General features: G+C 70.0%; 22 protein-coding genes and 3 pseudogenes. 8 read left to right on the plus strand and 17 right to left on the minus strand.

Going from position 1 to position 25,104, the window contains the following annotated elements:
- Positions 1-23 precede the first annotated feature (23 nt).
- Both OG841_RS12080 and OG841_RS12085 read right to left on the minus strand, forming a co-directional pair.
- The gene (locus tag OG841_RS12080) at positions 24-1,199 is read right to left on the minus strand and encodes a pyridoxal phosphate-dependent aminotransferase (protein WP_328641369.1); all 1,176 of its coding nucleotides are present in this window, start codon (positions 1,197-1,199) and stop codon (positions 24-26) included.
- A 44-nt stretch (positions 1,200-1,243) separates the two neighbouring features.
- The gene (locus OG841_RS12085; RefSeq protein ID WP_328641368.1) at positions 1,244-2,671 is read right to left on the minus strand and encodes an amino acid permease; all 1,428 of its coding nucleotides are present in this window, start codon (positions 2,669-2,671) and stop codon (positions 1,244-1,246) included.
- Between the two features lie 138 nt (positions 2,672-2,809).
- On the opposite strand from OG841_RS12085, the gene OG841_RS12090 reads away from it, so the two are divergent.
- A complete protein-coding gene (locus tag OG841_RS12090) occupies positions 2,810-3,535 on the plus strand; it encodes a FadR/GntR family transcriptional regulator (protein ID WP_328641367.1) in 726 nt (241 codons plus the stop codon).
- A gap of 45 nt (positions 3,536-3,580) precedes the next feature.
- Positions 3,581-5,053: an APC family permease gene (locus OG841_RS12095; RefSeq protein ID WP_328641366.1), complete on the plus strand. Its 1,473-nt coding sequence runs from the start codon at positions 3,581-3,583 to the stop codon at positions 5,051-5,053.
- Positions 5,054-5,585: 532 nt separating this feature from the next.
- Here OG841_RS12095 and OG841_RS12100 read toward each other — a convergent pair.
- The 8 genes from OG841_RS12100 to OG841_RS12135 all read right to left on the minus strand — a co-directional run bounded on the left by OG841_RS12100 (position 5,586) and on the right by OG841_RS12135 (position 13,275).
- The gene (locus OG841_RS12100) at positions 5,586-7,781 is read right to left on the minus strand and encodes a xanthine dehydrogenase family protein molybdopterin-binding subunit (protein WP_328641365.1); all 2,196 of its coding nucleotides are present in this window, start codon (positions 7,779-7,781) and stop codon (positions 5,586-5,588) included.
- Positions 7,778-8,758 carry an FAD binding domain-containing protein gene (locus OG841_RS12105; protein ID WP_328641364.1) on the minus strand — a complete coding sequence of 327 codons (981 nt, stop codon included), beginning with the start codon at positions 8,756-8,758 and terminating at the stop codon, positions 7,778-7,780. Before OG841_RS12105 ends, OG841_RS12100 begins: the two co-directional genes overlap by 4 nt.
- A 12-nt stretch (positions 8,759-8,770) precedes the next feature.
- Positions 8,771-9,421 (minus strand): (2Fe-2S)-binding protein, encoded by a 651-nt coding sequence (locus OG841_RS12110; RefSeq protein WP_328641363.1) that lies wholly within the window; start codon positions 9,419-9,421, stop codon positions 8,771-8,773.
- Between the two features lie 230 nt (positions 9,422-9,651).
- Positions 9,652-10,065: a (R)-mandelonitrile lyase gene (locus OG841_RS12115; protein ID WP_328641362.1), complete on the minus strand. Its 414-nt coding sequence runs from the start codon at positions 10,063-10,065 to the stop codon at positions 9,652-9,654.
- Positions 10,066-10,101: 36 nt separating this feature from the next.
- Positions 10,102-10,869, minus strand: coding sequence for a glucose 1-dehydrogenase (locus OG841_RS12120; protein WP_328641361.1), 768 nt, complete (start codon positions 10,867-10,869; stop codon positions 10,102-10,104).
- Between the two features lie 78 nt (positions 10,870-10,947).
- On the minus strand, positions 10,948-11,484 hold the full coding sequence (locus OG841_RS12125) for a cyclophilin-like fold protein (protein WP_328641360.1): 537 nt from the start codon (positions 11,482-11,484) through the stop codon (positions 10,948-10,950).
- A complete protein-coding gene (locus OG841_RS12130; protein ID WP_328641359.1) occupies positions 11,481-12,164 on the minus strand; it encodes an SDR family NAD(P)-dependent oxidoreductase in 684 nt (227 codons plus the stop codon). Before OG841_RS12130 ends, OG841_RS12125 begins: the two co-directional genes overlap by 4 nt.
- A 94-nt stretch (positions 12,165-12,258) precedes the next feature.
- Entirely contained in the window at positions 12,259-13,275 is a 1,017-nt protein-coding gene (locus OG841_RS12135) for a zinc-dependent alcohol dehydrogenase family protein (RefSeq protein ID WP_328641358.1), read from the minus strand.
- A gap of 186 nt (positions 13,276-13,461) precedes the next feature.
- Here OG841_RS12135 and OG841_RS12140 point away from each other — a divergent pair, with 186 nt between their 5' ends.
- On the plus strand, positions 13,462-14,343 hold the full coding sequence (locus OG841_RS12140) for a helix-turn-helix domain-containing protein (protein ID WP_328641357.1): 882 nt from the start codon (positions 13,462-13,464) through the stop codon (positions 14,341-14,343).
- A 509-nt stretch (positions 14,344-14,852) separates the two neighbouring features.
- Positions 14,853-15,242, plus strand: a pseudogene (locus OG841_RS12145) (hypothetical protein); the annotation flags it as partial.
- Positions 15,243-15,294: 52 nt separating this feature from the next.
- Here OG841_RS12145 and OG841_RS12150 read toward each other — a convergent pair.
- From OG841_RS12150 to OG841_RS12175, 6 genes are all read right to left on the minus strand, one after another.
- Positions 15,295-16,635 (minus strand): NtaA/DmoA family FMN-dependent monooxygenase, encoded by a 1,341-nt coding sequence (locus OG841_RS12150; protein WP_371564963.1) that lies wholly within the window; start codon positions 16,633-16,635, stop codon positions 15,295-15,297.
- A gap of 168 nt (positions 16,636-16,803) precedes the next feature.
- Complete coding sequence (locus OG841_RS12155; protein WP_371564965.1) at positions 16,804-17,502, minus strand: nitroreductase; 699 nt, start codon at positions 17,500-17,502, stop codon at positions 16,804-16,806.
- A gap of 241 nt (positions 17,503-17,743) precedes the next feature.
- Positions 17,744-18,481, minus strand: coding sequence for an NADPH-dependent F420 reductase (locus OG841_RS12160; protein WP_371564966.1), 738 nt, complete (start codon positions 18,479-18,481; stop codon positions 17,744-17,746).
- A gap of 107 nt (positions 18,482-18,588) precedes the next feature.
- Positions 18,589-19,182: a TetR/AcrR family transcriptional regulator gene (locus tag OG841_RS12165; protein WP_371564969.1), complete on the minus strand. Its 594-nt coding sequence runs from the start codon at positions 19,180-19,182 to the stop codon at positions 18,589-18,591.
- Positions 19,183-19,395: 213 nt separating this feature from the next.
- A complete protein-coding gene (locus OG841_RS12170) occupies positions 19,396-20,232 on the minus strand; it encodes a helix-turn-helix transcriptional regulator (protein ID WP_371564972.1) in 837 nt (278 codons plus the stop codon).
- A 412-nt stretch (positions 20,233-20,644) separates the two neighbouring features.
- Positions 20,645-21,394, minus strand: a complete 750-nt coding sequence (locus tag OG841_RS12175; RefSeq protein ID WP_371564974.1) for an SDR family oxidoreductase — start codon at positions 21,392-21,394, stop codon at positions 20,645-20,647.
- Between the two features lie 135 nt (positions 21,395-21,529).
- On the opposite strand from OG841_RS12175, the pseudogene OG841_RS12180 reads away from it, so the two are divergent.
- The 3 genes and pseudogenes from OG841_RS12180 to OG841_RS12190 all read left to right on the plus strand — a co-directional run.
- Positions 21,530-21,703 (plus strand): annotated as a pseudogene (locus OG841_RS12180) (DUF6233 domain-containing protein); the annotation flags it as partial.
- A gap of 77 nt (positions 21,704-21,780) precedes the next feature.
- Positions 21,781-21,913: pseudogene (locus OG841_RS12185) on the plus strand (IS5/IS1182 family transposase); the annotation flags it as partial.
- A 484-nt stretch (positions 21,914-22,397) separates the two neighbouring features.
- Positions 22,398-22,790, plus strand: coding sequence for a nuclear transport factor 2 family protein (locus OG841_RS12190; protein WP_371564977.1), 393 nt, complete (start codon positions 22,398-22,400; stop codon positions 22,788-22,790).
- Positions 22,791-22,798: 8 nt separating this feature from the next.
- Here the strand turns inward: OG841_RS12190 and OG841_RS12195 are convergent.
- Positions 22,799-23,576, minus strand: a protein-coding gene (locus tag OG841_RS12195) for an IS5 family transposase (protein WP_371564980.1) whose coding sequence is annotated in 2 segments (ribosomal slippage) — positions 22,799-23,383 and positions 23,385-23,576 — 777 coding nt in all. Because the reading frame shifts where the segments join, the coding sequence is not laid out codon by codon here.
- Positions 23,577-23,610: 34 nt separating this feature from the next.
- Between OG841_RS12195 and OG841_RS12200 the strand changes: the two genes are divergently transcribed.
- Entirely contained in the window at positions 23,611-24,549 is a 939-nt protein-coding gene (locus OG841_RS12200; RefSeq protein ID WP_371564983.1) for an alpha/beta fold hydrolase, read from the plus strand.
- Positions 24,550-25,104: the final 555 nt, after the last annotated feature.

A 25,104-nucleotide genomic window follows, 5' to 3' on the forward strand; every position in this document is an offset into this window, starting at 1 on the left:
CATGTCCAGTGCCTCGGCAGGCACTAGGCGAGCGTGGCCACGAACTTCCCGAGCCGCGCGATCCCCTCGCGCAGTGCGTCGGCCGAGGCCGCGTAGGACAGCCGTACATGGGTCTCGGCGGTCCCGACCCCGAAGTCCCGTCCCGGTGTGAGGGCCACGTGCGCCTCCTCGAGCGCCCGTCCGCAGAACTCCCACGAGGTGAGCCCGGTGCCGCTGACGTCGAAGTAGACGTAGAACGCCCCGTCGGGCGGCACGGGCACCGGCAGCCCGATCTGCTCCAGCCCCTCGAGGACCAGCGTCCGCCGCCGCCCGAACTCGGCCCGCCGCTCCTCGCACACGGCGAGCGACCCGGGCGTGAAACACGCGAGCGCGGCGTACTGGGCGGGGGTGGAGGCACAGATCATGTAGTTCTGGGCCAGCCGCTCCAGCGCGGGCACCAGCGCCTCGGGCACGACACACCAGCCCAGCCGCCAGCCGGTCATCCCGAAGTACTTCGAGAAGCTGTTGATGACGACGGCGTCCTGGTCGTACGACAGCACACTGCGCGGCGGCCGCCCCTGCGCGTCGTGATCGCCGAGGTCGAGGTAGATCTCGTCGACGATCCGCCACGCGTCCCGTTCCCGGGCGAGCGCGCAGATGGCCGCCAGCTCGTCTGCCGGGACGGAGGTGCCGGTCGGGTTGGAGGGACTCGCGACCATGATCCCGCGGGTGCGGTCCGTCCAGGACGACCCTACGGAGGCCGTATCCAGCTGGTACCGCGACCCGGCACTGGTGGGGACGAGGGTGACCCGCGCCCCGAAGCTCTCGGCGATCTGCCGGTTGCAGGGGTAGGACGGGTCGGCGATGAGCACCTCGTCCCCCGGGTCGACGAGGGCGGCGGCGCCCAGCACCAGTGCCGCCGACGCCCCCGCGGTCACGACGACCCGGCCCGGATCGACGTCGACGCCGTGCTGATCGCCGTAGAACCGCGCTATGGCCTGCCGCAGTGCGGGCAGTCCGAGCGCTCCGGTGTAGCTCATGGGCCTGCTGCCCACGGCCTCCCGCAGCGCGTCCAGCACGGCCGGGGGCGCCCCGAAGTCCGGCTCTCCGAGACTGAGCTTGACGACGCGGTGCCCCTCGGCCTCCAGTGCCGCGGCGTGCTTGCCGAACTCCATGGCGTAGAACGGCGCGACGGACTGGGCGCGCTGCGAGATCCTCATGCGGGAATCATGCCAAAGTCGGCGAAGGCCAGAGAAACCGCAGGTCAGACCTGGTTGGAGAGCTGCGGCTCGGTCCGGGCGGCCCGGCGTTGGCGTATCACCGCGTAGACCACCACGGCGAGGGCGACCAGGGTGGACAGGACGACCTGGTCGCGGCCTCCACCGTCGGCGGTGTCGGTGAGCATGTAGCCCAGGACGAAAGTGATCAGGGCGATGGTGGCCCAGGTGAGGTAGGGGTAGAGCCACATCCGGACGACCAGCTTCTCCGGCGACTCCCGCTCGATGATCTTGCGCATCCGCAGCTGGGAGAAGCAGATCACCAGCCAGACGAACAGGGCGATCGCGCCGGAGGAGTTGAGCAGGAACTGGAAGACCGTGTCGGGCCACAGGTAGTTGAAGGCGACCGCGACGAAGCCGAAGACCACCGAGGCCAGGATGGCCGCCTGCGGCACACCGCGGCCCGTGGTCCGCCCGAGCGCGGCCGGGGCGTCGCTGCGGCGGCCGAGCGAGAAGGCCATGCGCGAGGCCGTGTACAGGCCGGAGTTGAGGCAGGAGAGCACGGAGGTCAGCACGATGGCATTCATGATCTGGGCGGCGTGCGGGATGCCGATGGAGCTGAGGGCGGCGACGTACGAGCCGTCCTTGAGGATGGCCGGGTCGTCCCAGCGCAGCAGCGACACCACGATCAGGATCGAGCCCAGGTAGAACACCGCGATCCGCCAGATCACGCTGTTGGTGGCCTTGGTGACGGCGGCCCGCGGATCGGCGGTCTCACCCGCGGCGAGGGTGACGATCTCGCTGCCCATGAAGGAGAAGACCACCATCAGGACGCCGGTGAGGATCGCTCCGGGGCCGTTGGGCAGGAAGCCGCCGTGCGCGGTGAGGTTGGAGAATCCGGAGGCCGGGTGGTCCGAACCCGGCAGCAGACCGAAGATCGCGAGTCCTCCGACCACGATGAACGCGGCGATCGCGACGACCTTGATGCCGGCGAACCAGAACTCGAACTCGCCGTAGGAGCTGACCGAGACCAGGTTGGTGGCGGTCAGGACGACCATGACGATCAGGGCCCAGCCCCACTGCGGGACCGCGGGTATCCAGCCGGCCAGGATCTTGGCCCCGGCGGTCGCCTCGACGGCGAGCACCACGACCCAGAAGAACCAGTACAGCCAGCCGATGGTGAACCCGGCCCAGCGGCCCAGCGCGCGGTCGGCGTAGGCGGAGAACGAGCCCGAGGTGGGGTTGGCCGCGGCCATCTCGCCGAGCATGCGCATCACGAGGACGACGAGGACGCCGACGAGGGCGTACGAGACGAGGATGCCGGGGCCGGCGGCGGCGATGCCGGAGCCGGATCCGACGAACAGACCGGCGCCGATGACGCCGCCGATCGCGATCATCGACAGGTGGCGGTTCTTGAGCCCGGCCTGCAGGCCACCGGACTCCGCGGGAGGGGTTTCGGGGAGGGTTGCAGTCATGGACCGGGAAATTAGTTCAGCACGATCAGAAAAAACAGTCTTGTTTAACTGTTCATGTTGCTCTATTTTCCGTACATGCAGAGCACGCCGTGCCACCGTCCCCCGTAACCTCGCTCAGCAGGCCGTTAGGGTGGCGTCGTGGTGAACGCAGCGGGCAAGTTCGGGCCCTACAACCAGGCGGCGCCCGCGCAGGTCGGCGGGGTGTGGGACACCCGCGTCCTGGCCGGCCGGGGCACCACGGGAGCCGAACTCGTCCGGTCCAGGATCGCCCTGCGGATACGGCTGAGGTCCGTGGCGCCGGGCGACCGGCTGCCGGACGCGGGCGTCCTCGCCGAGGAACTGGGGATCAGCGAGATCACCGTGCGCCGCGCGCTGGAGGCCATGTGCCAGGACGGCCTGCTCGACCGCCGTCGGGGCCGGTCCGGCGGCACCTTCGTCGCGGCCGAATGGGACACGGTCGTCGCCGTGCTGCACGACGTCGACGAGACGGCCTCGCTGGAATCCTTCCATCTGCTGCTCGAATGCGGTCTCGTGGCGCACGGCTCGGGTGAGGTCCCGGACGGACGCCTCGACGGACTGCACACCCTCATCGAGGAGCTGGACCTGGCCGATGACCCGGCCCGGCTGCTCGAACTGGAGACCCGCTTCCACCTCGACCTGGCCGAGGCGCTCGGCGGCGTCGGGATCCGTGAGTTCGCCGCCGACCTGCTCGGCCGCCAGTGCCTGCTGGGGCCCGCGCCCACCCCTTCGGTCGTACGGGCGCGCAACCGCTGCCACGCCGACCTGCTCGACCAACTCACCCGCGGTGCCATGGACCCGGCGGTCCGCGCGGTGAAGGCGCACCGGCACGCCGGCCTGAACTGATCTCCCCTTTTACTGAGCCGCCGACCTCGCTGAAGGAGCTGTCCCATGCCGGTACCCGGACCTGTCGGCCCCTCGTCGACGTCGGGCCCCGCCGACGACGCACCGCAGCGGCTGCGCGGCGGTGTCCTCGGCATGGCGGACATCGCCGCCGCCACGATGGCCAACGTCGGTCCGGCGATGAGCTTCTTCTTCGGCTTCGCCTTCCTCGCCACCACCGCGGGGATCGCGTCCCCGCTGACCATCGTGGCGGCGGGGGTGGCGGTCGCGCTGCTCGGCAACACGCTGGCCGAGTTCTCCCGGGCCCACCCCTCGGCGGGCAGCTTCACCACCTTCGTCGGCAAGACCTTCGGTCCGGTCAGCGCGGTGACCACGGCCCTGCTGGCCGGACTCGGCTACATCATCGCGATGGCCTCGGTGATCGCGATCTCGGGTGGCTTCGTGCAGATCACCCTGCACCACTACACGGGCGTCGACGTGCCGTGGATCATCTGGACGCTGCTGCTCACCGGTTGCTCGGTGGTGCTGATGCTGCGCGGGATCGTCGTCTCCACCAAGTGGGCCGGCTACTTCTTCGGCGTGGAGATGCTGGTGCTCGTCGTGGTCTCGGTCGCGGCGATCGTCGAGCATCGCGGCGCCCTCTCCGCCGCCCCGTTCCTGCCCGGCCGTCTCACCCACGGCCTCAAGGGGCTCGCGGCCGGATTCCCGCTGGCGGTGTACCTGTTCATCGGCTGGGAGAACTCGGCGGCCCTCGCCGAGGAGACGGAGAACCCACGGCGCAACGTCGGCCGCGCGGTGTTCTCCTCGGTCGCGATCATGACGGTGAGCTACATCCTCTTCTCCTACGCCACGGTGACCGGCTTCGGCTACGACCTGGACCGGCTCGGCGCCTCCCCCATCCCGTTCATCGACGTCGCCCAGCACACCCTCGGCGCGCTGGCGTTCCTCGCCTACGTCGGCGGCCTGACCTCCACCCTCGGCGTCCTGATCGCGGGCATCAACTCCCAGGCCCGCCTGGTCTTCAACGCGGGGCGCGAGGGACTGCTGCCGTCCTTCTTCGGCTACGTCCATCCCACGCGCCGTACGCCGAACAACGCGATCGTCACCTTCGCCGTCACCGCGCTGCTGATCATCGGCGGCTGGGGACTGGGCCATCTGCTCGGCTCCGGCGGCGGTCCGATGAACCCCGTGGTCTTCTTCACGGAGTCATCGAGCCTCGGCGCCATCCTGATCCTGCTGGTCTACCTGGCGTCCAACATCGCCCTCCCCCTCTACTACCGCCGGTACCGCCCCCAGGAGTTCCGGCCCGTCCGACACCTCGTCCTGCCCGCGATCGGCGCCCTGGCCATCCTGGTCCCCCTCTACTACCTGGCCAAGCCCGGCCAGCCGGCCCCGTACAGCTGGTTCCCGTACGCCGCCCTGGCCACGTTGCTCGCGGCCATCGGCTACGCGACCCTCCTGGTCCGCCGGGACCCGAGCCTCGCGGAGCGGGTGGGATCGGTGGTGGCGGACGCGGAGTGAGCCGACGTCCCCGTCGCCACGCACTTCATGGGGTGCGTCATCGGCAAGGTGTCCTGGAGGAGCCGGCGACAGCGAGAAGGCGACGATCGCCTGAGGGGTGCCGGGAAGCTGGGCCACCCGGCCGTCGTCTCTCCCCCCCCCGCTCGCGCACAATGGCGGCGACAGAGACGACCCGGGCACCCGGTCGGCCGTCGGCCCCGGCGGACCGCTTCGGGCGGCGGCCTTCCCTCCGGGTGCGGGCACCATGCCGTGTTGTCTCGGGCTTCATCGGCTTCGCGCGCCCTGGGCACGGCCCTTCCGTACAGGTGGTTGTCGGGACGCACGGCCGCCACCACATCGCCCGCGGCGGCGAAACGGGCAACCACGACATGGTTCTTCACGGCAGGACCAGGACGGGACGGTGAGCGGGCCGCCGCCACGACGCGGGGAAACGTCACGCGGCGGCGGCCCTGGGAGGTCCGGCAGCCTCCGGGCAGGACGGGTCAGGCTGCCGGACGAGCGGTGTGCACTCCGCCGGACCGAAGTCCGCGGATCAGAGCAACGCGTCCGCGGTGATGGGCAGTTCACGGATGCGGCGGCCGGTGGCGTTGAAGACGGCGTTGGCGATGGCGGGCGCCACCCCGATCATCACGAGCTCTCCGAGGCCCTTGACGCCGAGCGGGTCGGCCTCGCGGTCCTCGCCGTCCAGATAGATCGCCTTGAGGTCGGGGATGTCGGCGTTGACGGGCACCAGGTAGTCGGCGAGGTTCGCGTTGACGATCCGCCCGTCGCGGTGGTCGGTGACCGTGTGCTCCAGCAGGGCCGTGCCGATACCGCCGACCATGCCGCCGAGGGCCTGGCTGTCGGCGAGCTTGGGGCTGATGATGCGGCCCGCGTCGTACACGCCGAGTACGCGCCGCACCCGCACCAGGCCCAGCGTCACGTCGACGGCCACTTCGGCGAAGGTGGCGTTGTAGCCGTAGAAGGAGTGCCGCTCGGGGCCCGTCGGCGGCGCGAAGGAGCCGTCCGCTTCCAGGTGGGTGCGGTCGTTGCGGGTCAGCAGCCGCCGGTACGTCTCCCCGCGCGTGGGGTCGTTCCTCACGTGCAGTCGGCCGCCCCGCACCACGACCTCGTCTGCCGCCACCCCGTACAGCGGCGACTCGCGGTCCTCGACGGCCAGTCGGATCGCCTGACGACGGACCTTGTCGCAGGCGTCGAGGGTGGCGGAGCCGACGCTGGCCATGGTCATCGAGCCGCCGTGCGGTGGGGTCGGCGGGTAGAGGGAGTCCCCCAGCCGGAAGGTGACCGTGCGCACGGTCAACCCGAGGGCGTCGGCCGCGACCTGGGTCTGCGAGGTGTACGTGCCCGGGCCCATGTCGGTGGCGGCGGCCTCGACCAGCGCGGTGCCGTCGGCGTCCAGGCGGGCCCGGGCCTGGGCGGGCATGCGGGCGGTGTCGTAGACACCGGCGGCCATGCCCCTGCCGATCAGCCAGTCCCCCTCGCGCGTGGAGCGGGGCTCGGGACGGCGACGGTCCCAGCCGAACTCGCGGGCGCCGACGGTGCAGCACTCGCGCAGCCGGCGGGTGGAGAACGGCAGCCCTGACGACTCGTCCTCCGACGGCTCGTTGCGCCGGCGCAGTTCGATCGGGTCGACGCCGAGCTTGTGGGCGAGTTCGTCCATGGCCGACTCGATGACGAAGGAGGCCGTCTGGAATCCCGGGCCGCGCATGTACAGGGGCGTGGGCAGATCCAGCGGCACCGTCCGATACCTCTGGGTCACGTTGGGCATGCTGTAGAGCATCTGTCCGGCCGCCAGGACGGACTCGGTGAACGTCTCGTACGAGGACGTCTCGGCGTCCAGCTCGTGCACCGCGGCGGTCAGACGGCCGCGCCGGTCACTGCCGAGGCGCAGGTGGTACGTGTACGAGGGCCGGAAACCGGTACCGAGGTACATCTGCTTGCGGCTGAGGACCAGCTTGACCGGGCGCTTGGTCTCGCGGGCGGCCAGCGCGGCGACGACCACGTGCGGCCAGCAGCGCAGGGCCGTGCCGAAACCGCCTCCGACGAACGGCGAGATGACCCGCACCGCATCCGTCTCCAGGCCGAACACCGTGGCGAGTTCGGTCTGTGTGCCCACCACCCACTGGGTCTTGTCCCACACGGTGAGCTTGTCGCCTTTCCAGCGGGCGATGGTGGCGTGCGGCTCCATCGGGTTGTGGTGGTTGCGCGCCGTGCGGTACGTCAGGTCCAGCCGCACGGCCGCTGAGCGCAGGGCCCCTTCGGCGTCGCCGCGCGCGTAACGGGTCGGCTCGTCCGGCTCGGCCTCGGTCAGGTCGGTCGAGGGCTGTTCGGCGTCGTAGCCGACCTTGACCAGACTCGCACCGTGCTGTGCGGCCTCCAGGGTGGTGGCCACCACGACGGCGACCGGCTGGCCGTGGAAGCGGACACGGTCGTCCTGGAAGACACGCAGTCGCCGGCCGGGCGGATTGTTCGACCCGGAGTTGTCGCGGTACGGCAGCTTCGGCGCGTTGCGGTGGTGGAGCACCTTCAGTACGCCCGAAAGGGCTTCGGCGGCGGCGCTGTCGATCGACGTGATGCGGCCGCGGCCGATGGCCGCGTCGACGATGACGGCGTGAACGGATCCCTCGACCTCGTGCTCGGCGGCGTACAGCGCCTGGCCGGTGACCTTGAGCCGGCCGTCCACCCGGGACAGCGGCGCACCCACGGCTGCGCGCGGCTGGGGGCTCACTTGGTACCTCCTACGACGCGCAGCTGGCGTTCGACAGTGCGCTTGAGCAGCTCGACCTTGAAGCGGTTGTGCTGCAGGGGACGGGCGCCTTCCGCCGCCTTCGCGGCAGCGGCCGACCAGAGGGCCCCGGAGGGGCGTTCACCGACGAGGTGCTGCTCGACGGCGGGCAGCTTCCAGGGCACGGTGCCCACTCCCCCGGCGGCGACCTTGGCCTCGCGGATCACCCCACCGCGTACGTGCAGCGCGACGGCCGCCGAGGTCAGGGCGAACTCGTACGACTGCCGGTCACGCACCTTCAGATAGCCGGACCTGAGCGGGCGCGGGAGAGCGGGAACCCCCACCGCCGTGATCAACTCACCTTTACGCAGGGCCTGTTCGCGTTGTGGGGTGCTGCCCGGCCGCAACAGGAAGTCGGCGAAGGGGATGTGGCGTACTCCGTCCGGGCCCAGCAGGTGCACCCGTGCCTCCAGGGCGGCGAAGGCCACGGCGGCATCGGACGGGTGCGTGGCCACGCAGGCGTCGGAGGTCCCGAGGATGGCGTGCGTGCGGTTGACGCCGTGCAGCGCGGTACAACCGGAGCCGGGCTCGCGCTTGTTGCAGTCGGCGGTGACGTCCCGGAAGTACGAGCAGCGGGTGCGCTGCATGATGTTGCCGCCGATGGTCGCCATGTTCCGCAGCTGGGCCGACGCGCTCAGCTCCAACGCCTCGGAGACGACGGGATACAAGGTGCGCACCTTGGCGTGGGCGGCGGCCTCGGACATGGTCACCAGGGCGCCGATGCGCAGGCCCCCGCCCTCGGTGACGGTGATCTCGCCCAGCGGCAGGGCGGTGATGTCGACGAGGGTCTCGGGGCGTTCGACGGCCTCCCGCATGAGGTCGACCAGGGTGGTGCCGCCGGCGATGTACCGGCCGCCGTGGCGACCGGCGTCGAGGGCTTCACGGGTGTCGGAGACGCGGGTGTAGGAGAAGGGATGCATGGCGGCCGATCCTCACTTCCGGCCCGCGGTCTGCTCCACCGCGCGCACGATCTTGACGTAGCAGCCGCAGCGGCAGATGTTGCCGCTCATCCACTCCCGGATCTCCTCCGGCGAGCCGGTGTGACCCTCCTGGATGCAGCCGACACCGGAGACGATCTGTCCGGGCGTGCAATAGCCGCACTGGAAGGCGTCCTGGTCGATGAACGCCTGTTGCAGCGGGTGGAGTTGATCGCCCTCGGCCAGGCCCTCGATCGTGGTGACGTCGGTCCCCTCCAGACGCACCGCGAGCGTCAGGCAGGCGTTGTGCCGCTGACCCTCGATCAGGACCGTGCACGCCCCGCAGGCTCCGGCGTTGCAGCCCTTCTTGGAGCCCGTGAGGCCGAGGTGCTCGCGGAGCAGGTCCAGCAGCGAGGTGCGGTTGTCGACCGTCACGGTACGGCGGGTGCCGTTGACCGTCAGGGATACACGGCTGGACGGCGGCCTCTCGGCGGCCGTCGCTTCCTCCGGGTCGGCGAGGAACGTGCCTCCGATGACGCCGCCCGCGACGACGGCACCACCGACCGCGGTGCTGGTGGCGATGAAGGTGCGCCGAGTGGGCGCCGCGGAGGACTCGCCGGTTCCGGTGGGGGGTGGGGCGGCAGGTTCGGGGAGTTCAGTTGACATACGTACGCCTTCGTATCGCTGACGGATCGGCCGTACACCACAGCGGGACGGGAGACCGGATCGTCGTCACCGCGGGGAATCGGGCAACCGCGCGCTTCGGCAGCGGCGACCGCTCACCTCGGGAGTCTCGCACCACCGGCAACGCTCGTGGCAGGGAGACTTTCCTCCCCCTTTACGCTCCGTCAGGAGCGGGTGGCCGACGCCCTGGAGGCGTTTTCGCGCGGCCGGGGCTACTGGTTGCGGGTGCGGAGGCCGGTGTACTGCTGGTCGGTGACCGGCTCGGCCCAGGCGGTCTCGGGCGTGCCGTCGTCCGTGCCCTCCCACAGGGCGATGTGCTCCATGAACCGGTCGGGCGCGGCACCGTGCCAGTGCTCCTCGTTCGGCGGGCACGCGACGGTCTCGCCGGGGTGGGCCTCGAAGACGGTGCCGTCCCGGGTGCCGATCAAGGCGGTGCCGGAAACGACGTGCAGGGTCTGGCCCAGGGCGTGGGAGTGCCAGTTGGTGCGGGCGCCCGGCGAGAAGCGGACCAGGTTGGCGCGCATCCTGGACGGAGCCTGGCCGGCCACGATGACATCCCACCAGACATCGCCGGTGAACCAGTCCGCCGGGGCCTTGCTGCTGGGCTGCTGCTTGATGAATTCCATGGTCTCTCTCCGAGGGGGTCGATGCGCGGGTCGTCCCTAACGGGCGACGTAGCCGCCGTCCACGGGAAGGGCGACGCCGATGACGAAGCCCGCTCCGGGGCTGCACAGCCACAGGACGGCCTGGGCGATCTCCTCGGCGGTGCCCAGCCGGTTGATGGGCTGGTTGGCCTCGGCCTCGGCGCGGTCGAGTTCGCCCTTGGCGATCATGTCGCTGACCATGGGGGTGTCGATGGTGCCCGGGCAGACGGCGTTGACGCGGATGCCCCGCGGGGCGTATTCGAGGGCTGCGCTGGAGGTCAGGCCGATCACCCCGTGCTTGGAGGCGTGGTACGAGGCGCGGCCGGGGAGGCCGACCAGGCCGCCCAGGGAGGAGCAGTTGACGATGGCGCCGCTGCCCTGGGCGCGCATGTGGCGGAGTTCGTGTTTCATGCAGGCCCAGACACCGCGGAGGTTGATGGCGTTGACGCGGTCGAACCTCTCGGCGGGTTCTTCGGCGGCGTCGCTGGGCGGGATCTGGATGCCGGCGTTGTTGTAGGCCATGTCGAGGCGGCCGAAGGTCTCCACGGTCCGGTCGACGGCGGCGGCGACCTGGTCCTCGTCGCTGACGTCGCAGCTGAGGGCGAGCGCCCGGTGGCCGGCGTCGGTGAGTTCCTTCGCGGCCGCGTTCAGGGCCGCTTCGTCGATGTCGGTGAGGGCGACGGCGGCTCCCGACGCGGCGAACGCGCGGGCGGTGGCCAGTCCCATACCTGCGCCGGCGCCGGTGACGAAGGCGACCTGGCCGGTGAAGTCGTATGTGGGGTTCACGTCGTGGTCTCCGTACGAGTGCTGTCGAGTGCGTGGACATCGGGCGATCGTGGTAGCCGGGGCGGCGAGCCCGGCGGCTCAGCGCCCTGAGCGGTGGCCCGCGCCCGGCGCGACCTCGATGGTGATCTCGTCGGCGGTGGCGAGCTGCTCCACGCCCCTCCGGTCCATGCGTCCGAGGGGGACCAGGCCGGTCGCGTAGGGGGCGTCGCGGTAGTAGGTGGCGAGCTGGTTCCAGGGCGCGTAGTACGCCAGGTCACCGACCTCGGGGTCGGTGCCCTGCGGGGCGCCGGAGGTGGACAGCTTTCGCGGCAGGTCGGCGATCTTCTCGGCCTGGTGGAAGTCGCGCAGCGACAAGGTGAGCGGGAGCTGGGCGGCGAAGTCACGGGCGGTGGCGCTGTCGTTCAGCGTGGCGGCGATGCGGTGGCCGTTGAGCGTGAGCCGGATGTGCATGGCGGTCGTCCTGCCGGGTGATGTGGTGGCGGCCGGAGCTGTCGGAGCCTGTGGCGACGCGGAGGGGGAGGCGGCCGGGGAATCGCTGGTGCAGGCGGTGCCGACGAGCAGCAGGGCGGCGGCCGGGACCCCACGGGTGAAAGCGCGCAGGGGTGCGGGCTTCACGCCTCTTCCAGTGGCTGGTCGGGCAGCGGCTCGGAGTAGTGGCGGAAGCCGTCCCGCTGCCGGTGGATGTCGTACAGCCGCTGCGCCAGCACATCGGGGCTGCTGTACTCGGCGTCGGGCCGGATGGCGCCGGGGATGATCAGCTGGGCGGCATGGATGTTCTCCGGGCCGAGCGTGTCGTGCAGCATGCGGGCGTAGGCGCTTTCGGCGGCGAAGGCGATCGAGGTGCCGGCGACGTTCGGGTTGGGGCGTACGGCGCTGCCGCCGTTGACGAACAGCAGGGTGCCGCGGCCGAGTTCGCGCATGCCGGGCAGGACGGCGCGCACCGCGGTGACCGGGCCCTTGACGGAGAAGGCGAGCGGCGCGTCGAGGTCGTCGGCGCCGGTGTCGAGGAGCTGCTTCATGAAGTCGGCACGGGGCACCGGACTGTACTGAAGGATCTCGATGGGCCCCAGGGCGGCCGCGGCCGCGTACAGGCCGGCGCTCAGCGACTCGGTGTCGAGGACGTCGGCGGTGAAGCCGCGGGCCTGGATGCCGTCACGGGCCAGCTCGGTGGTCATCTCCTCCAGGCGCTCGGCGTTGCGTGCGATGAGGGCGACGGCGTGGCCGGCGGTTCCGAAGCGGCGGGCGGTGGCCAGCCCGAGACCGGGGCCGGCGCCGATGAGCGCGAAGGTCGTCATGGGGGTACGTCGTTCCTTGTGTGAGGCGTTCCTTGTATGGGGCCGAGGCGTTCCGTGCTGCTCGACAGGTGCAAGCCGGTCGCCGGGCTGGGGGTCAGGGCTTGAGGAGGGTCTTGATGGCGCGGCGCTCGTCCATCGCCCGGTATCCCTCGGCGACCTGGTCCAGGGGCAGGGTGAGGTCGAAGACCTTGCCCGGGTTGATCCGGCCGGTGAGGACACGGTCGATGAGGTCGGGCAGGAAGCGGCGTACGGGTGCGGGTCCGCCGCGCAGCCCGACGTGGGAGAAGAACAGCTCCTGGCCGTCGACCGCCACCTCGTGCGGGACGCCGACGAAGCCGACGTTGCCGCCGGGCCGGGTGGAGCTCAGGGCCTGCCGCATCGACTCGGCGGTGCCGACACACTCCAGCACGGAGTCGGCGCCGACCCCTTCGGTGAGGTCCTTGACGCGGGCGATGCCTTCGTCGCCGCGCTCGGCGACGATGTCGGTGGCTCCGAACTCCAGGGCGAGCTCCTGCCGGGAGGCGTGGCGGCTCATGGCGATGATCCGCTCAGCGCCGAGCTCCTTGGCGGCGATGACCCCGCACAGGCCGACCGCCCCGTCACCGACGACCACGGCGGTGGAGCCGGGCTTCACCTCGGCGGCGAGGGCGGCGTACCAACCGGTGCCCATCACGTCGGAGACGGCGAGCAGGCTCGGCACGAGTTCGCCGGCCGGGTGCTCGTCGGTGGCGACGAGGGTGCCGTGGGCGTTGGGGATGCGCACGTGGTCGGCCTGACAGGTGCTCATGAACTCGCGGTGCAGACAGGAGGACTGCCAGCCGTTACGGCAGTTGGCGCAGGTGTTGTCCGAGGTGGCGAACGACCCGACGACGAACTGGCCCGGCTTGACGTTGGCGACCCCGCTGCCGACCTCCTCGACGATGCCGACGTACTCGTGGCCCATCGGGTGCGGGTCGCCGATCGGTTCCGCGCCGCGGTAGGGCCACAGGTCGGAGCCGCACACACAGGTGGCGACCGTGCGGATCACCGCGTCGGTCGGGTTGATGATCTTCGGGTCGTCGAGCTCCTCGAAGCGCACGTCGCCAGGGGCGTAGATGACTGCTCCGCGCATGGGGTTGCTTCCTTCGGTGCGAGGGTCGGTGAGCCGCAGCCGGTGATCGCGATTGGCTGTTCGCAATCGGCTGCTCGTTTTCGAGCCTCACACGCGAGGGCAGACGCGAAAAGCGGAGAAATCCATCCTGGGAGGAGAACATCCTGGGAGTAAATTCTCCCCCCTTTCCCGAGTGGCATCGGTGTCATGCTGGGAAGCATGACCGCCAACGTTCCCCTCAATGAGCTGGGAGAATTCCTCAAGAAGCGCCGCTCCGAGCTGAGCCCGCGCACGGTCGGACTGCCCGACACCGGCAAGCCGCGCCGGGTGGCCGGGCTGCGCCGCGAGGAGGTCGCCCAGCTCGCCAGCATCAGCACCGACTACTACACCCGTCTCGAACAGGGCCGTATGCAGGCGTCGGCGCCCGTGCTGGACGTTCTCGCCCAGGTACTCCATCTGGATGACGACGAGCGGGGCTACCTCTTCCAACTCGCGGGCAAGACCACCGGCCGCACCCGGCGGCGCGGCCGGCAGAAGGTCCAGCCGCAGTTGCAGCGCGTCCTGGACGACCTCACCGCCACCCCGGCCATCGTGCAGGGCCGGCGCGGGGACATCCTCGCCTGGAACGCGCTGGCGGCCGCACTGGTCACCGACTTCTCCCGGATCCCGGAAAAGCACCGCAATTACCCGCGGATCATCTTCACGGATCCGGCCATGCGCACCCTGTACGCGGACTGGAAGACCTCGGCGCACATCTCCGTGGCACAGTTGCGGATGGAAGCCGCGAAGTACCCCGAGGACCCTCGCCTGATCGAGCTGGTCGGTGAACTGTCCATGCGGGACAAGCAGTTCGCCCAGTGGTGGGGCGATCACCGCGTCGCCGCACGCACGGTGGGCACGAAGACGCTGAACCATCCGGGCGTCGGCGAACTCGTCCTGGACTGGGACACCCTCACCGCCAACACCGATCCCGACCAGCACCTGACCGTCTGGACGGCCGCACCCGGCTCCCCCACCCACGAGCGGCTGCGCATCCTCGCCTCCTGGGCCGCCGACCAGAACCTGCCGGCCTCCTCCCCTCTCAGCTGACCACGAGGGACCGCCGTCGCGGGTACGCCGCCGTGTCGTGCCGGTGGCACCGCCCAACGGAAGACGGACGCACTCCTCCGCTGTGCCGTCGGGCAACGGCCACCGTGCCGAAACGGAGGCCGCCGTGGGCGCGGAACCGGCGAAGCGCATGACCGGCGTGCTCGCGGCGACGCCCCGACGACACGTCAGAACATGAGGGCGTACAGATCAGGCGCCCTTCGCCGCAGGCTCCAAAATCGCCACGCACTCCACGTGATGCGTCATCGGAAAGATGTCGGCCTGAGCAGGTCCCGGAAAAGACCAGGTCAAGACCTGTTTCTCGGCTGACGACCCCGCGTGTGTGCGGCCAGAGCGTCAAACGAGCGTCATGACCGACAAGTCCTTCCCTCCCGCTCCGGGCAGGACACGCTGCCGGTACCAGCTCACCCCCGTACGGGTCTGCCCCTTCCCTCCGGACGCCGGCTCGCGCATCACGACACGCACGACGTCACGGCCGCCACGATGGCGACATGCCCTCGAGTTCAGAGCACCCCGCACCCGCGCCGAGGAACTTCTCGGGCGCGGAAGCCGAGGATCTCGCGCTGTACTGGGAGAAGTTCCGGCGGCGTCTGCCGGAGTCGCTGGAGGAGTTGCACGGCCCGATCCAAGGGGTCGTGGAGCTGCCGCTGCACATGGCCTGGTCCGGGATGACCTCGTACGACATGGGCAATCCTCGCCAGCGCACGGGCCTGTACCGCACCGTCCTGCATGAGGGACTGCGCGACGACCTGCCCCGCTACCTCAACCAGGACCTGCTCCTCCAGTTGTGGCCAGTGCTGCGCGCCCTGGTCGGTCGCACCGTGCGTACCGTTTGGGAGGACGCCTTCCCCCAGCTCGCCTGCCGCACTCGGGCAGCCGCGACCTGTCCCATGTCCGCTCACGAGGCACCCTCTCTGACCTTTCCGGTGGCGGTCATGACCGGGCGGGCTTCGTGAGGCGCGGGTCCAGGCCATACTGCTCGTGGGCGCCGAGGTTCTCGCGCAGGGTGGGGCCTTCGTAGTCGTCGTGGAACAGGCCGCGTTCCTGCAGGATCGGGGCGACCTGGTCGACGAAGGCGTCGAAGCCGTCGTGGTAGCCGTCGACGGCGATCGAGAAGCCGTCGCAGGCCCCTGCCTCGAACCACTGCTGCATGTGGTCGGCCACGTCGGCGGCGGTGCCGGCGACCACCGGGTGGTAGTCGATGACACCGTGGGCGAGCACGTCGCGCAGGGTCCAGCCTTCCCGGGCCACTTCGACGGCGCGAGCGGAGCGCGGGTCGTGCGGGCTGGGCACGGCGTCGGCGAGTTGGTCCGCGGTCAGCGGCTCGTCGAGTTGGCTGGGGCCGAGCGGGAGGCCGATCATGACGCCGAGGTAGCGAACGCGTTGGTTCAGGTCGACGACCTCGTCCAGGAAGCGGCGCCGTTCCAGGCCGGCCTGGCGGGAGGAGGCGATGGTCGGCATGAACCCGGCGAGCATCTTCACCTCGTCCGGGTCGCGTCCGGCCCGTTTGGCGGCGTCCCGCAGGGCCTCGCGCTGGGCTCGGGCGTCTTCGATGGTGTACGGGTTGGCGTAGACGCCGCTGGCGTAGCGGCCCGCGAGTTCCAGGCCGTAACTGCCGCCGCCTGCCTGGAAGATGACCGGCTGGCCCTGCTCGGACGGGGGGATGGGCAGCGGGCCGCGGGAGGCGGTGTGCTTGCCCTGGAGGTTGACCGGCTGGATCTTTTCCATGTCGGCGAACCGCTTGCCGTCGACGTCGAGCAGCCAGGCGTCCTTCTCCCAGCTGCCCCACAGCCCCTGCACTATCTGGATGACCTCGTGGGCGCGCTCGTACTTCTCCGCGCGCGGCGGGATCGTCGCGCCGAAGTTCGCGGCGGCGGCGGGGTCGGAGGTGGTCACCGCGTTCCAGCCGGCCCGGCCGTGGCTGATCACGTCCAGGGCCTTGAACTGGCGGGCGAGGTTGTAGGGCTCGGTGAACGTGGTGGAGGCGGTGGTGACCAGGCCGATCCGCTCGGTCTCGCGCGCGAGGACGGTCAGGATCAGCAGCGGGTCGATCATGTGGTGCGGGGCATGGTGGTCGAGGTCGACGTCCAGTACCGGGGTGTCGGCGATGAACAGCAGCTGGATCTTGCCGCGCTCGGCCGTCTGCGCGTAACGCACGAACTGGTTCATGTCCGTGTAGCTCTTCAGGTTCGCACCCGGCAGCCGCCAGGCCCCGGGTGCGGCCCCGTATCCGCCGCTGAACTGCATTCCCAGGACCATCTGTCGGCTTGTCACGGTTACTTCTCCAGACCGGGAGACGGGAAACGGAGAGTGCCTCCGATTACTGCATCGACAATACGGAGGCGCCATCCGTATTGTCAAAGGCCGTGCGGGCGCCGGGCGAGGGCCAGCCGGGTGGCGGCCCGCGCCCAGGTGGCCGGTTGGGCCCTGAGGGCGGAGGAACTACTGCCTGCCGAGGACTCCTGGGGTGTCATGCAGGATCACGCTCCGCTGCAGCGGAACCCGCTCCGTGCGGAGCGTGTTCACCGGTGCCGCCGGGTCGGCCATGCCGAAGGAGATGCCGAACAGCAGCTTGAGCTCCGCGGGGACACCCAGGAACTCGCGGACGGTGTCGGCGTAGACGCCGAGTACGGTCTGCGGGATGCCGGCCAGCCCGCGGGCCGCCAGCGAGAGCAGGAAGTTCTGCGCGTACATGCCGATGTCGCCGGCCGTCCGTACCCCGTCTCCGAGGGCCGGCATGAACAGGAGGGCGGCATGGGGCGCGCCGTAGAACTCCAGGTTCTCGCGGACCGCCGCCCTCCTGCCGTCCCGGTCCGATCGCTCGACGCCCCGGGCCCGGTAGACACTCGCGCCCAGGGCCCGCGAGCGCTCCAGGTAGAGGCCGTCGCCGTAGCCGTCGGTGAAATCCGGGGAGGTCCGCCCCTCCTCCTCGGCCCGGAGCAGCTGTTCGGCCAGGGCGTCCCGCGCCGCACCCGAGACGACGTGCACCGTCCACGGCTGGGTGTTGCTGTTCGAGGGGGCGGTCTGCGCGTCTTCCAGCACACCGCGAATGTCCGCAGGGGACAGGGCAGTGGGCAGGAACCGCCGGGGGGAGCGGCGGGAGCGTGCGATGTCAGTGAAGGGTGATGCGATGCCTGGCAAGGCGGTTCCTCTCCGTGGCGCGCGCCATCTGCCATGCTGCGCTGCGCGGAGGCCGCCGCGGCTGCGGACGCACCCTGTGGGTACCGGCAGGCGTGCGGATGCTCGCAGGCAGCGGCGTGCCGAGACCGCAGGTCACAGCGTGGAGTGGACTGTGCGCTCTTCGTGTTCGTCCTGTGTTTTCGTGGGCTGCCGAGGCCGCCGCCCTCGTGCCATTGGGTGCACGAGAGCCGCGTCGGGTGACTCAGCGGTGGGCGGCGCGGTTCATCTCGACGACGTCGTCGACGGTGGGGTCGGCACCGAGGGCGGCGAAGCGTTCCGGGAGGGTGTCGCGGATGGCCGCGTCCTTGGCGCGGTCGGCCGCGGCCAGGGCCGCCGGCAGTTCCTCCAGGGTCAGTTCGGTGCAGTAGGCGGGGCTGTTGGGCTGCTGGCGCCAGGAGTCGGCCAGGGTGCCGGCGTCGTAGGGGTCGAAGCCGGTGTCGTCCACGAGCTGCATGGCCACGCGCCGCGCCTCCTCGCTGTCGCCGGCGACGGGGATGGCGAGGCGGCCGGGTGTTCCGGCCGGGACGCCCTTGGCCCGCTGGGTTTCGGCCAGCGCGGCGTTCCACGCCTTGACCACGGGGCGGCCGAGCAGCTCGGCGGTGTACGCGCTCTCCACCTGGCCGTCGTCCACCGCCTCGATCGGCTCGCTGAGCATGCCGGGGTAGTAGTTCGACGTGTCGATGACCACCGTCTCGTCGGGCACCGACGCGAACAGGTCCGCCAGCCGGCCCGCCACCCCGAACGGGATCGACAGGACGATGACGTCCCTGCCCTGGACGGCCTCGGCGAGGTCCGCCGCGCGGGCCCCGGACTCCAGCACCTCCGCCCGGACGGCCTCGGGGCCGCGGGCGTCGGCCACCTGGACGTCATGACCGGCCGTGCTGAGCTTGGCAGCGAGGTTCCCGCCGATGGCACCAGCGCCTATGACAGTAATTTTCATGATTTGTTCCTTCAGAGGTTGTGCTGCCCCTGAGGGCAGCGCGAGGTGATGGCCGGGTGGTGGTGCCGCCTGGCGTTGCGGAGGTCGGGGCAGGGGTGGCTGGCGGTTTACGCCTGGGTGTCCTGTTGGCGGTAGCCGCTCGCGATGAGCGTGCGGAGCCGGTCGAGCGGCTCCTCCTCGGTACCGGTGCCCTTGATCCAGGCGACGGAACAGGCCGCGAGGAACAGGTCGTGCCCCCGCACCGACGCGCGCACGCGCCCCGCGAGCTGTGCGGCTCGCACGTACTGATCGGTGGCGGTGATGAGGATGTGGCAGGGAATGGTGAGCGGGTTGTCCGGCTCCTGCGCCCGGGCCGCGGCCATGAGCGGGTCCGGCAGCCCGCTGAAGGCGCTGAAGTACTCCTCCATCGCCCGCAGCCACTGCTCCAGCGCCTCGGCCGGGTCGCCGAGCTGCTCGATGTCCGCCTGGCGCGCCACCAGTTCCTCGGAGCGGGTCTGCAGCACGGCCGCCAGCAACGCTTCCCGGGTGGGGAAGTGCCGGTACAGGGTGCCAGGCCCGACGCCCGCCTCCTTGGCCACCGCCTCGAGGGAGGTGCCGACCCCGTGCTGCAGGAAGTGACGCTGCGCGGTCTCCAGAAGGGCCGCGCGGTTGCGCTGCACGTCCGCACGGGGCTTGCGTCCCCGCTGTCCACCGGCGCTCATGCGCCCTCCTGCCTGCCCCGACCGTGCGACCGCATCAAAACGGATGCTGCCTCCGTACATGTTCGAGAGTAAAACGGAGGCGGCATCCGGTCAAACCGGCGGCCCGAGCGCGGAGCCCAGACATCGCAGGGGCCGACATATTTGGCCGTAGAGCGCAGGGGGCAAAAGCCGTGCGGCTACACCATGCCTGGCCCGGTCCCCCGGTCCGGGACGTCAGGGGGTGAGCTGTTGGTGTCCGATGACGGAGAGCAGTTCGAGTTTGCTGTGGCTCTCCGTGCCGGGGCGGGTGGTCAGCACCACCAGGGTCTGGGCGCGGTTTTCGGTGTACAGCAGCTGGGCGTCGACCTCGATGCGGCCGAGCTGAGGATGGAGAAGGGTCTTGCAGTCGCCGTAGCGGGCGACCTCCTGCAATTCCCACATGCGGACGAACTCGGGGCTGTGTTCCTGGAGTTCGGCGAGGATCCGGGCGGCCCGGGGGGTGTCGCTGCCGGCTGTCAGCGCGGCCCGCAGGCGCGCTGCCTGGGCGCGGCCGTGCTGTTCGTGGGTCTCCTCGGGATACACCAGACGTTCGGCCGGGTCCATGAACCAGCGGTAGTAGCCACTGCTGGCCAGACCGGTGTGGCGGGTCTGGTCGCCGAGCAGCGCGACGGCCAAGGGGTTCATCGCGAGGGTGTCGACCAGGTCGGTCGTCACCAGGGCCGGGGTGTCGTCGAGGCGGTCCAGGACCCGCATCAGCGTCGGGCTGACGTGTTCGCTGCGGTGGAAGCGGGCCGGAGCGTTGTGGCCGATGAGGACGAAGAGGTGGTCGCGTTCGTCCAGGGTCAGCCGCAGTGCCCGGGCGAGCGCCGCGGTGATCTGCACGGAGGGCTGCGGAGCACGCTGCTGTTCCAGCCGGGCGTAGTAATCGGTGGACATGCCGGCGAGCTGGGCGACCTCCTCGCGGCGCAATCCCTGCGTACGCCTGCGTGGCCCCTCGACCAGCCCGACGTCGCGGGGGCGCAACGTCTCACGCCGGTAACGCAGGAATTCCGCCAGTTCCTTCTTGTCCATGCCGTCCATCCTCGCCGCATCCCGTCCGGCTATCCAGAGACCGCCGATCCATGGCTGAGCCCTCCTCTTCCGCCCGCGCGAAGCCGCGCGCACGGCCGACGCCGAGGACGCTCGCAGCGAGACGACCCGATGGTCACCTGACCCGCTGGGAAATTCGCCGGCTGTCGGCGGTGCGCCGCAGGCCGTCGGTCTGGAAGACGGCCCGCAGCGTCGGTCCCCTGTCGGGGAGCCCCAACCCTTTTACCGGCCCCCGGCGTCGTCGCCCGGCCCGTCCGACACGATGATGTTCGCTGTGTCGGACGAGGCGCGCGTGCCCCTCGGCGCTCCGGACGAAGCCTGTCGCCCCCTGGGCGACGACCGGGGCGAGGCCAAGGCGCTTCCTTACCGTTCCGCGTCGGTCATTTCAGGTCGGTCAGCTGCCGCTGATCATGGCGAGGACGTCGTCGTAGGAGCCGGTGGCCACCGCGTCGCGGATGAACCTGGCACGCTCGACGACGATCTCCTTCGCGTCGGGCTTCTCGCGCAGCAGATCGAGGGCCTCGGTGAGGAAGTCGTCCAACGGCATGGACTGCTCGCTGTCCTGCTGGCCCATCAGGGTCGTGCGCACGGGCGGCGGGACCACCTCGATCACCTGGACGCCGGCGCCGGCACCGGCGAGCTGGATGCGCAGGCTCTCGGAGAAGGAGTGCAGCGCGGCCTTGGTCGCGCTGTAGGTCGGCGTGATCGGGAAGGGGACGAACGCCAGCGCGGAGGTGACGTTCATGACGACCGCGTCGTCCTTGCCCGCCAGCAGCGGCAGGAAGGCGTACGTCATCCGGATCGTGCCGAGCAGATTGGTCGCGACGTGGTCCTCGGCGACCTGGAGTCCGGCCGGGTCGAGGATGCTCTCCAGCAGTTGAATACCGGCGTTGTTGACCAGGACGTTCAGCCCCGGATGGCTCGCCGCCACGGTCTCACGGGCCCGGGCGATCGAGTCGGGGTCCGCGACATCGAGGACGAGCGCGTCGATGCCCGGGTGCCCGGCCGTGATCTCGTCGAGGAGTTCCTTGCGCCGGCCGGCGACGATCACCTTGTTGCCGGCCTCGTGCAGACGCAGGGCCAGACCCAGGCCGATACCCGAGGTGCCGCCGGTGATCAGGATCGTATTGCCGGTCATCTTCATGGGGGTGGCCTCTTCCCTGGCGTTCTTTCGCTTCCGCGGGCCGGTGAGCGCCCGCAGCCCCGACCCTAGAGACGCCCGCGCAGGGGCGGGAGAGGACGGTTTATCCATGGATCCGCCGTCTCTGCCTTGTGAAGCGAACGCCGGCCGTCGGACTGGTTTCTGTAGAAGTTGGACGCCGGCCGCGGTCCCGGCTGAGGCGTCGTCCACGCCGTCGACTGCGAGGAAGCACCCGCCGGGGCGCCGCTGCTGACCCTGGACCAGGCACTGGACGCCGCGGAGCATCCCGGTACCCGGCTGTGCTCCCTGTGCAGCCCATGCCCGACGTTCCGTACGAGCTGGTTGAGCACGTCTCGTGGCTCATCTACGCCCGATCGCGCCTCTGAAGCGCCGGCGCCACCGTCTGCACCCCTTATCTACGGCCACCGTGAACTTCCGGAGCACTCCAGCAGTACAACCGCGACTGCCCGTCTCCGCGCTCCAGACGAACGCGCCTTCGCCCGCCTCAAGTCCTGGCGACTCGACGAGGTCGGGGAGGGCGTGACCGGCGTCGCGGTCGGTGACGAGGTCTTCGGGTTCCAGCGTCAACGTCCTGGTCAAACAGATCCGCGCCGACATCGACTCCTGGAACGCGAGTACGAAGCCCTTCGCCTGGACCGCCCGCCGACGAGATCCTCGCGAAGGTCCGACTCTTCCAGACCAGCGTGAAGAAACTCGTCAAGAACAACTCGAAGTAATGCGATCAGGATCACGAGACACTAGGGTCCGCAGCTCCTTCTCGTGCACGATCTCCATGATGACCGGCTGAGGAGGATTGTCGGTCCATGGATATGTGATCCTCTCCCGCCCCCGCCGATACACCCCCATAGTCGAGAGGGGCCGGGCGCGCGCGGCCCCTGCGGCGAAGGAGTGAATCGCCGAGGCCAACGGTGCCTTCCACCAGGTGCCGGCCATGTTGAGCGGCGCCAAGACCTGATCCAGCAACGCGCAAAACGGAGAGCCGAACGTGAAACCCACGAATGAAGACACCGTCGAAATCAGCAGGGCCGTGGCGCTGTGGGCGCACATCATGGACGACCATGAACTGGACCGTCTCGGCGAATGCCTCACCGAAGACGCGGTGTGGGACGGCAGCGTCTTCGGCGGCGAGCCGGTCGTCGGGCTGGACGCGATCGCGACCTTCATGAGCGCCCCCGGACACGCGAAAGCCCACCACACGACGAACATCGTCGTGTCGGAAGGCCCGGGCGACGAGGCGCGGGCCCGATCCAAGGGTCTGAGCCTGCTGGAGGACGGTGGCGTCGCCAGCGTCGTCTACGCCGACGACCTGCGCCGCACCGATGACGGCTGGCGCATTTCCCGGCGGGTCATCCATCTCACGTGGCCACATCGCTTCTAGGGGTTTCTTCAAAACGCCGGGTGCTTGCGGGCGACTGTCATGCAGTGGGCGAGTTGCAGGAAGGCGTCGTGCATGTCGTCGCGTACTTCCCACCGGCTCCGCAGGCGGCGAGGGCCATGGAGCCAGGCGATGGCGGACTCGGCGTCCCAGCGGACCTTGGCCGGGCCCGAGCCGTGCGGCCGGCCGCGTCGGGCGATCTTCGGTGTGATGCCGCGCTCGCGCAGTTGGCAGTGATAGAGGTCGTAGTCGTAGCCGCGGTCGGAATACAGCATCCTGGGTTTGTGCCGGGGGCGGCCCCGCTTGTCCCGCACCGGCCCAAGGCTGGCGATCAGCGGCACAAGCCGGGCGACACGGTGACCGCCGGTCAGCGACACGCGCAGCGGGGTGCCGCGGGCATCGGTCAGCACGTGACGCTTTGAGCCCGACCGTACACGGTCAACCGGACTCGGACCGACATTCGGGCTGCGTGGCCCCATTTGGCCTGCATTGTGCGAGGCGTCGATGGTGGCGCGGCAGAAGTCGAGACGGTCCGCCGCCCGCAACCCATCCAGCAGCACCCGCTGGAGCTCCTCCCACAACCCCGGACTCCTGTCACTCGCCCAGCCGCAGCCAGCAGGTAGGACCGCAACCGAACCCCAACTCCTGCGGCAGAAACTCCCCCTGGACACCTGTGAAGAGGACGAACAGCACACCCTGGAGCGCCTTGCGGTCATCGATCCGCTTACGCCCCGGGTACCGGAACCGCCGCTCATGCTTCGGCAACAGCGGCTCGATCACCCCCCACAACCTGTAACTCCCCTAAAAAGGACGTAACACCGCCATGAACGCTTTCACCACCGCCGTAGCCGTCGGGTCGGAGGAGCCGCTCAGCCCCGGCTACGACGCGGCGACCAAGGACGACGCGGAGTTCAACAAGTACTTCCGGCACGGCTTCACCACCATCGACGAGGTGCAGATGCACTACGTCATCGGCGGCGACGGCCCGCAGGTCATGGTGCTGCTGCACGGCTGGCCGCAGAGCTGGTACGAGTACCGCCCGATCATGTCCTCGCTGCTGCCCGGCCGCACCGTCATCGCCATCGACCTGCCGGGCATGGGCGACTCGACCGGAAACCCGCCCTCCATGACCAAGACGGTCCTGGCCACCTACGTCCACAAGCTGCTCAACCACCTCGGCCACCACGAGAACGTACAGGTCGTCGCCCACGACCACGGCCTCAACGTCGCCTACCCACTGGCCGCCCAGTACCGCGACCAGGTGGCGGGCCTGTTCCTCATGGACGCCGCTCTTGTTGGCAAGAACCTGAAGTTCGCCACCCTCGCATCGGTATCTTGGCACTTCTCATTCTTCCTGCAGAATCCGCTCGCCGAGGAACTGGTCACAGGCCGGGTCGAAACCTTCCTCACCCGCTTCTTCCAGAGTATGAAGACCGCCGACGAGAACGTCTCCGACGACGAACTCGCCGAGTTCGTCCGGGTGTACTCCCGCCCCCAGGTCCTGCACGCCGGCTTCGAGCTCTACCGGACCCTGACCCAGGACGAGGCCGACAACACCACACTCCAGGACACCCCGCTGACCATCCCGGTCCGCATGATCACCCAGGCCGCACTCGCCGACATATTCCTGCCGACCGTCCAGGACGCCGCCCCCCACGCCACCTCCGCCGTCGTCCCCGGCGCCGGACACTTCCTCGTCCACGAAGCACCCGACCGCGTCCTGGCCGAGATCAACGCCTTCTACCCCACCTCCACCCCCTGACCAAAAAGCACCACACGACCACATGACGCCCAAACCATCCGATGCCAGAACTCGCGCGGTCCCTGAACGGCGACCTCGAACCGGCTGTGCCGGGGCGTCGCTGTCGGCCCGGTCGTTGTCCGTGCTGTCGATGGTTTCGGTGTTGTGGCGATGTCGTTGGCGAGGAACTGTTCGGCGATGGCGGGGTCGGAGTTTTCGGCGCCGGTGGCTTTGGTGAGTTGCTCGTCGGTGATGATGCCGGTGCCGGGTTCGGTGGCGAGGTGGGCGCGGTAGCCGTCCCGGCGGGCTTCGGGACCTTCACCCCCTCACTCACATGTTGAGCTGGTCGCACTGGCGCCGACGACGCCAAGCGGTGGCCCGTCGCTGCCACTACCGCAGTCGGGGGCACTCCCTCGAGGGGCGTGCGGGCAGAAGCCGTGTGACGACCTCCCGCCCGCTACACTCCCATAGCTCGACGTTTCCCCAGGTCAAGCCACGAAGTACTGCTGCAGTACTAAAGCAGGGTGACCTTGTCCGGCCCCTCCCGCGCCGAGCCTTGGCCCGGTCCCCGGGTCC

Origin of the sequence: Streptomyces canus, from assembly GCF_041435015.1 — a bacterium.
GTDB lineage: Bacteria > Actinomycetota > Actinomycetes > Streptomycetales > Streptomycetaceae > Streptomyces > Streptomyces canus_G.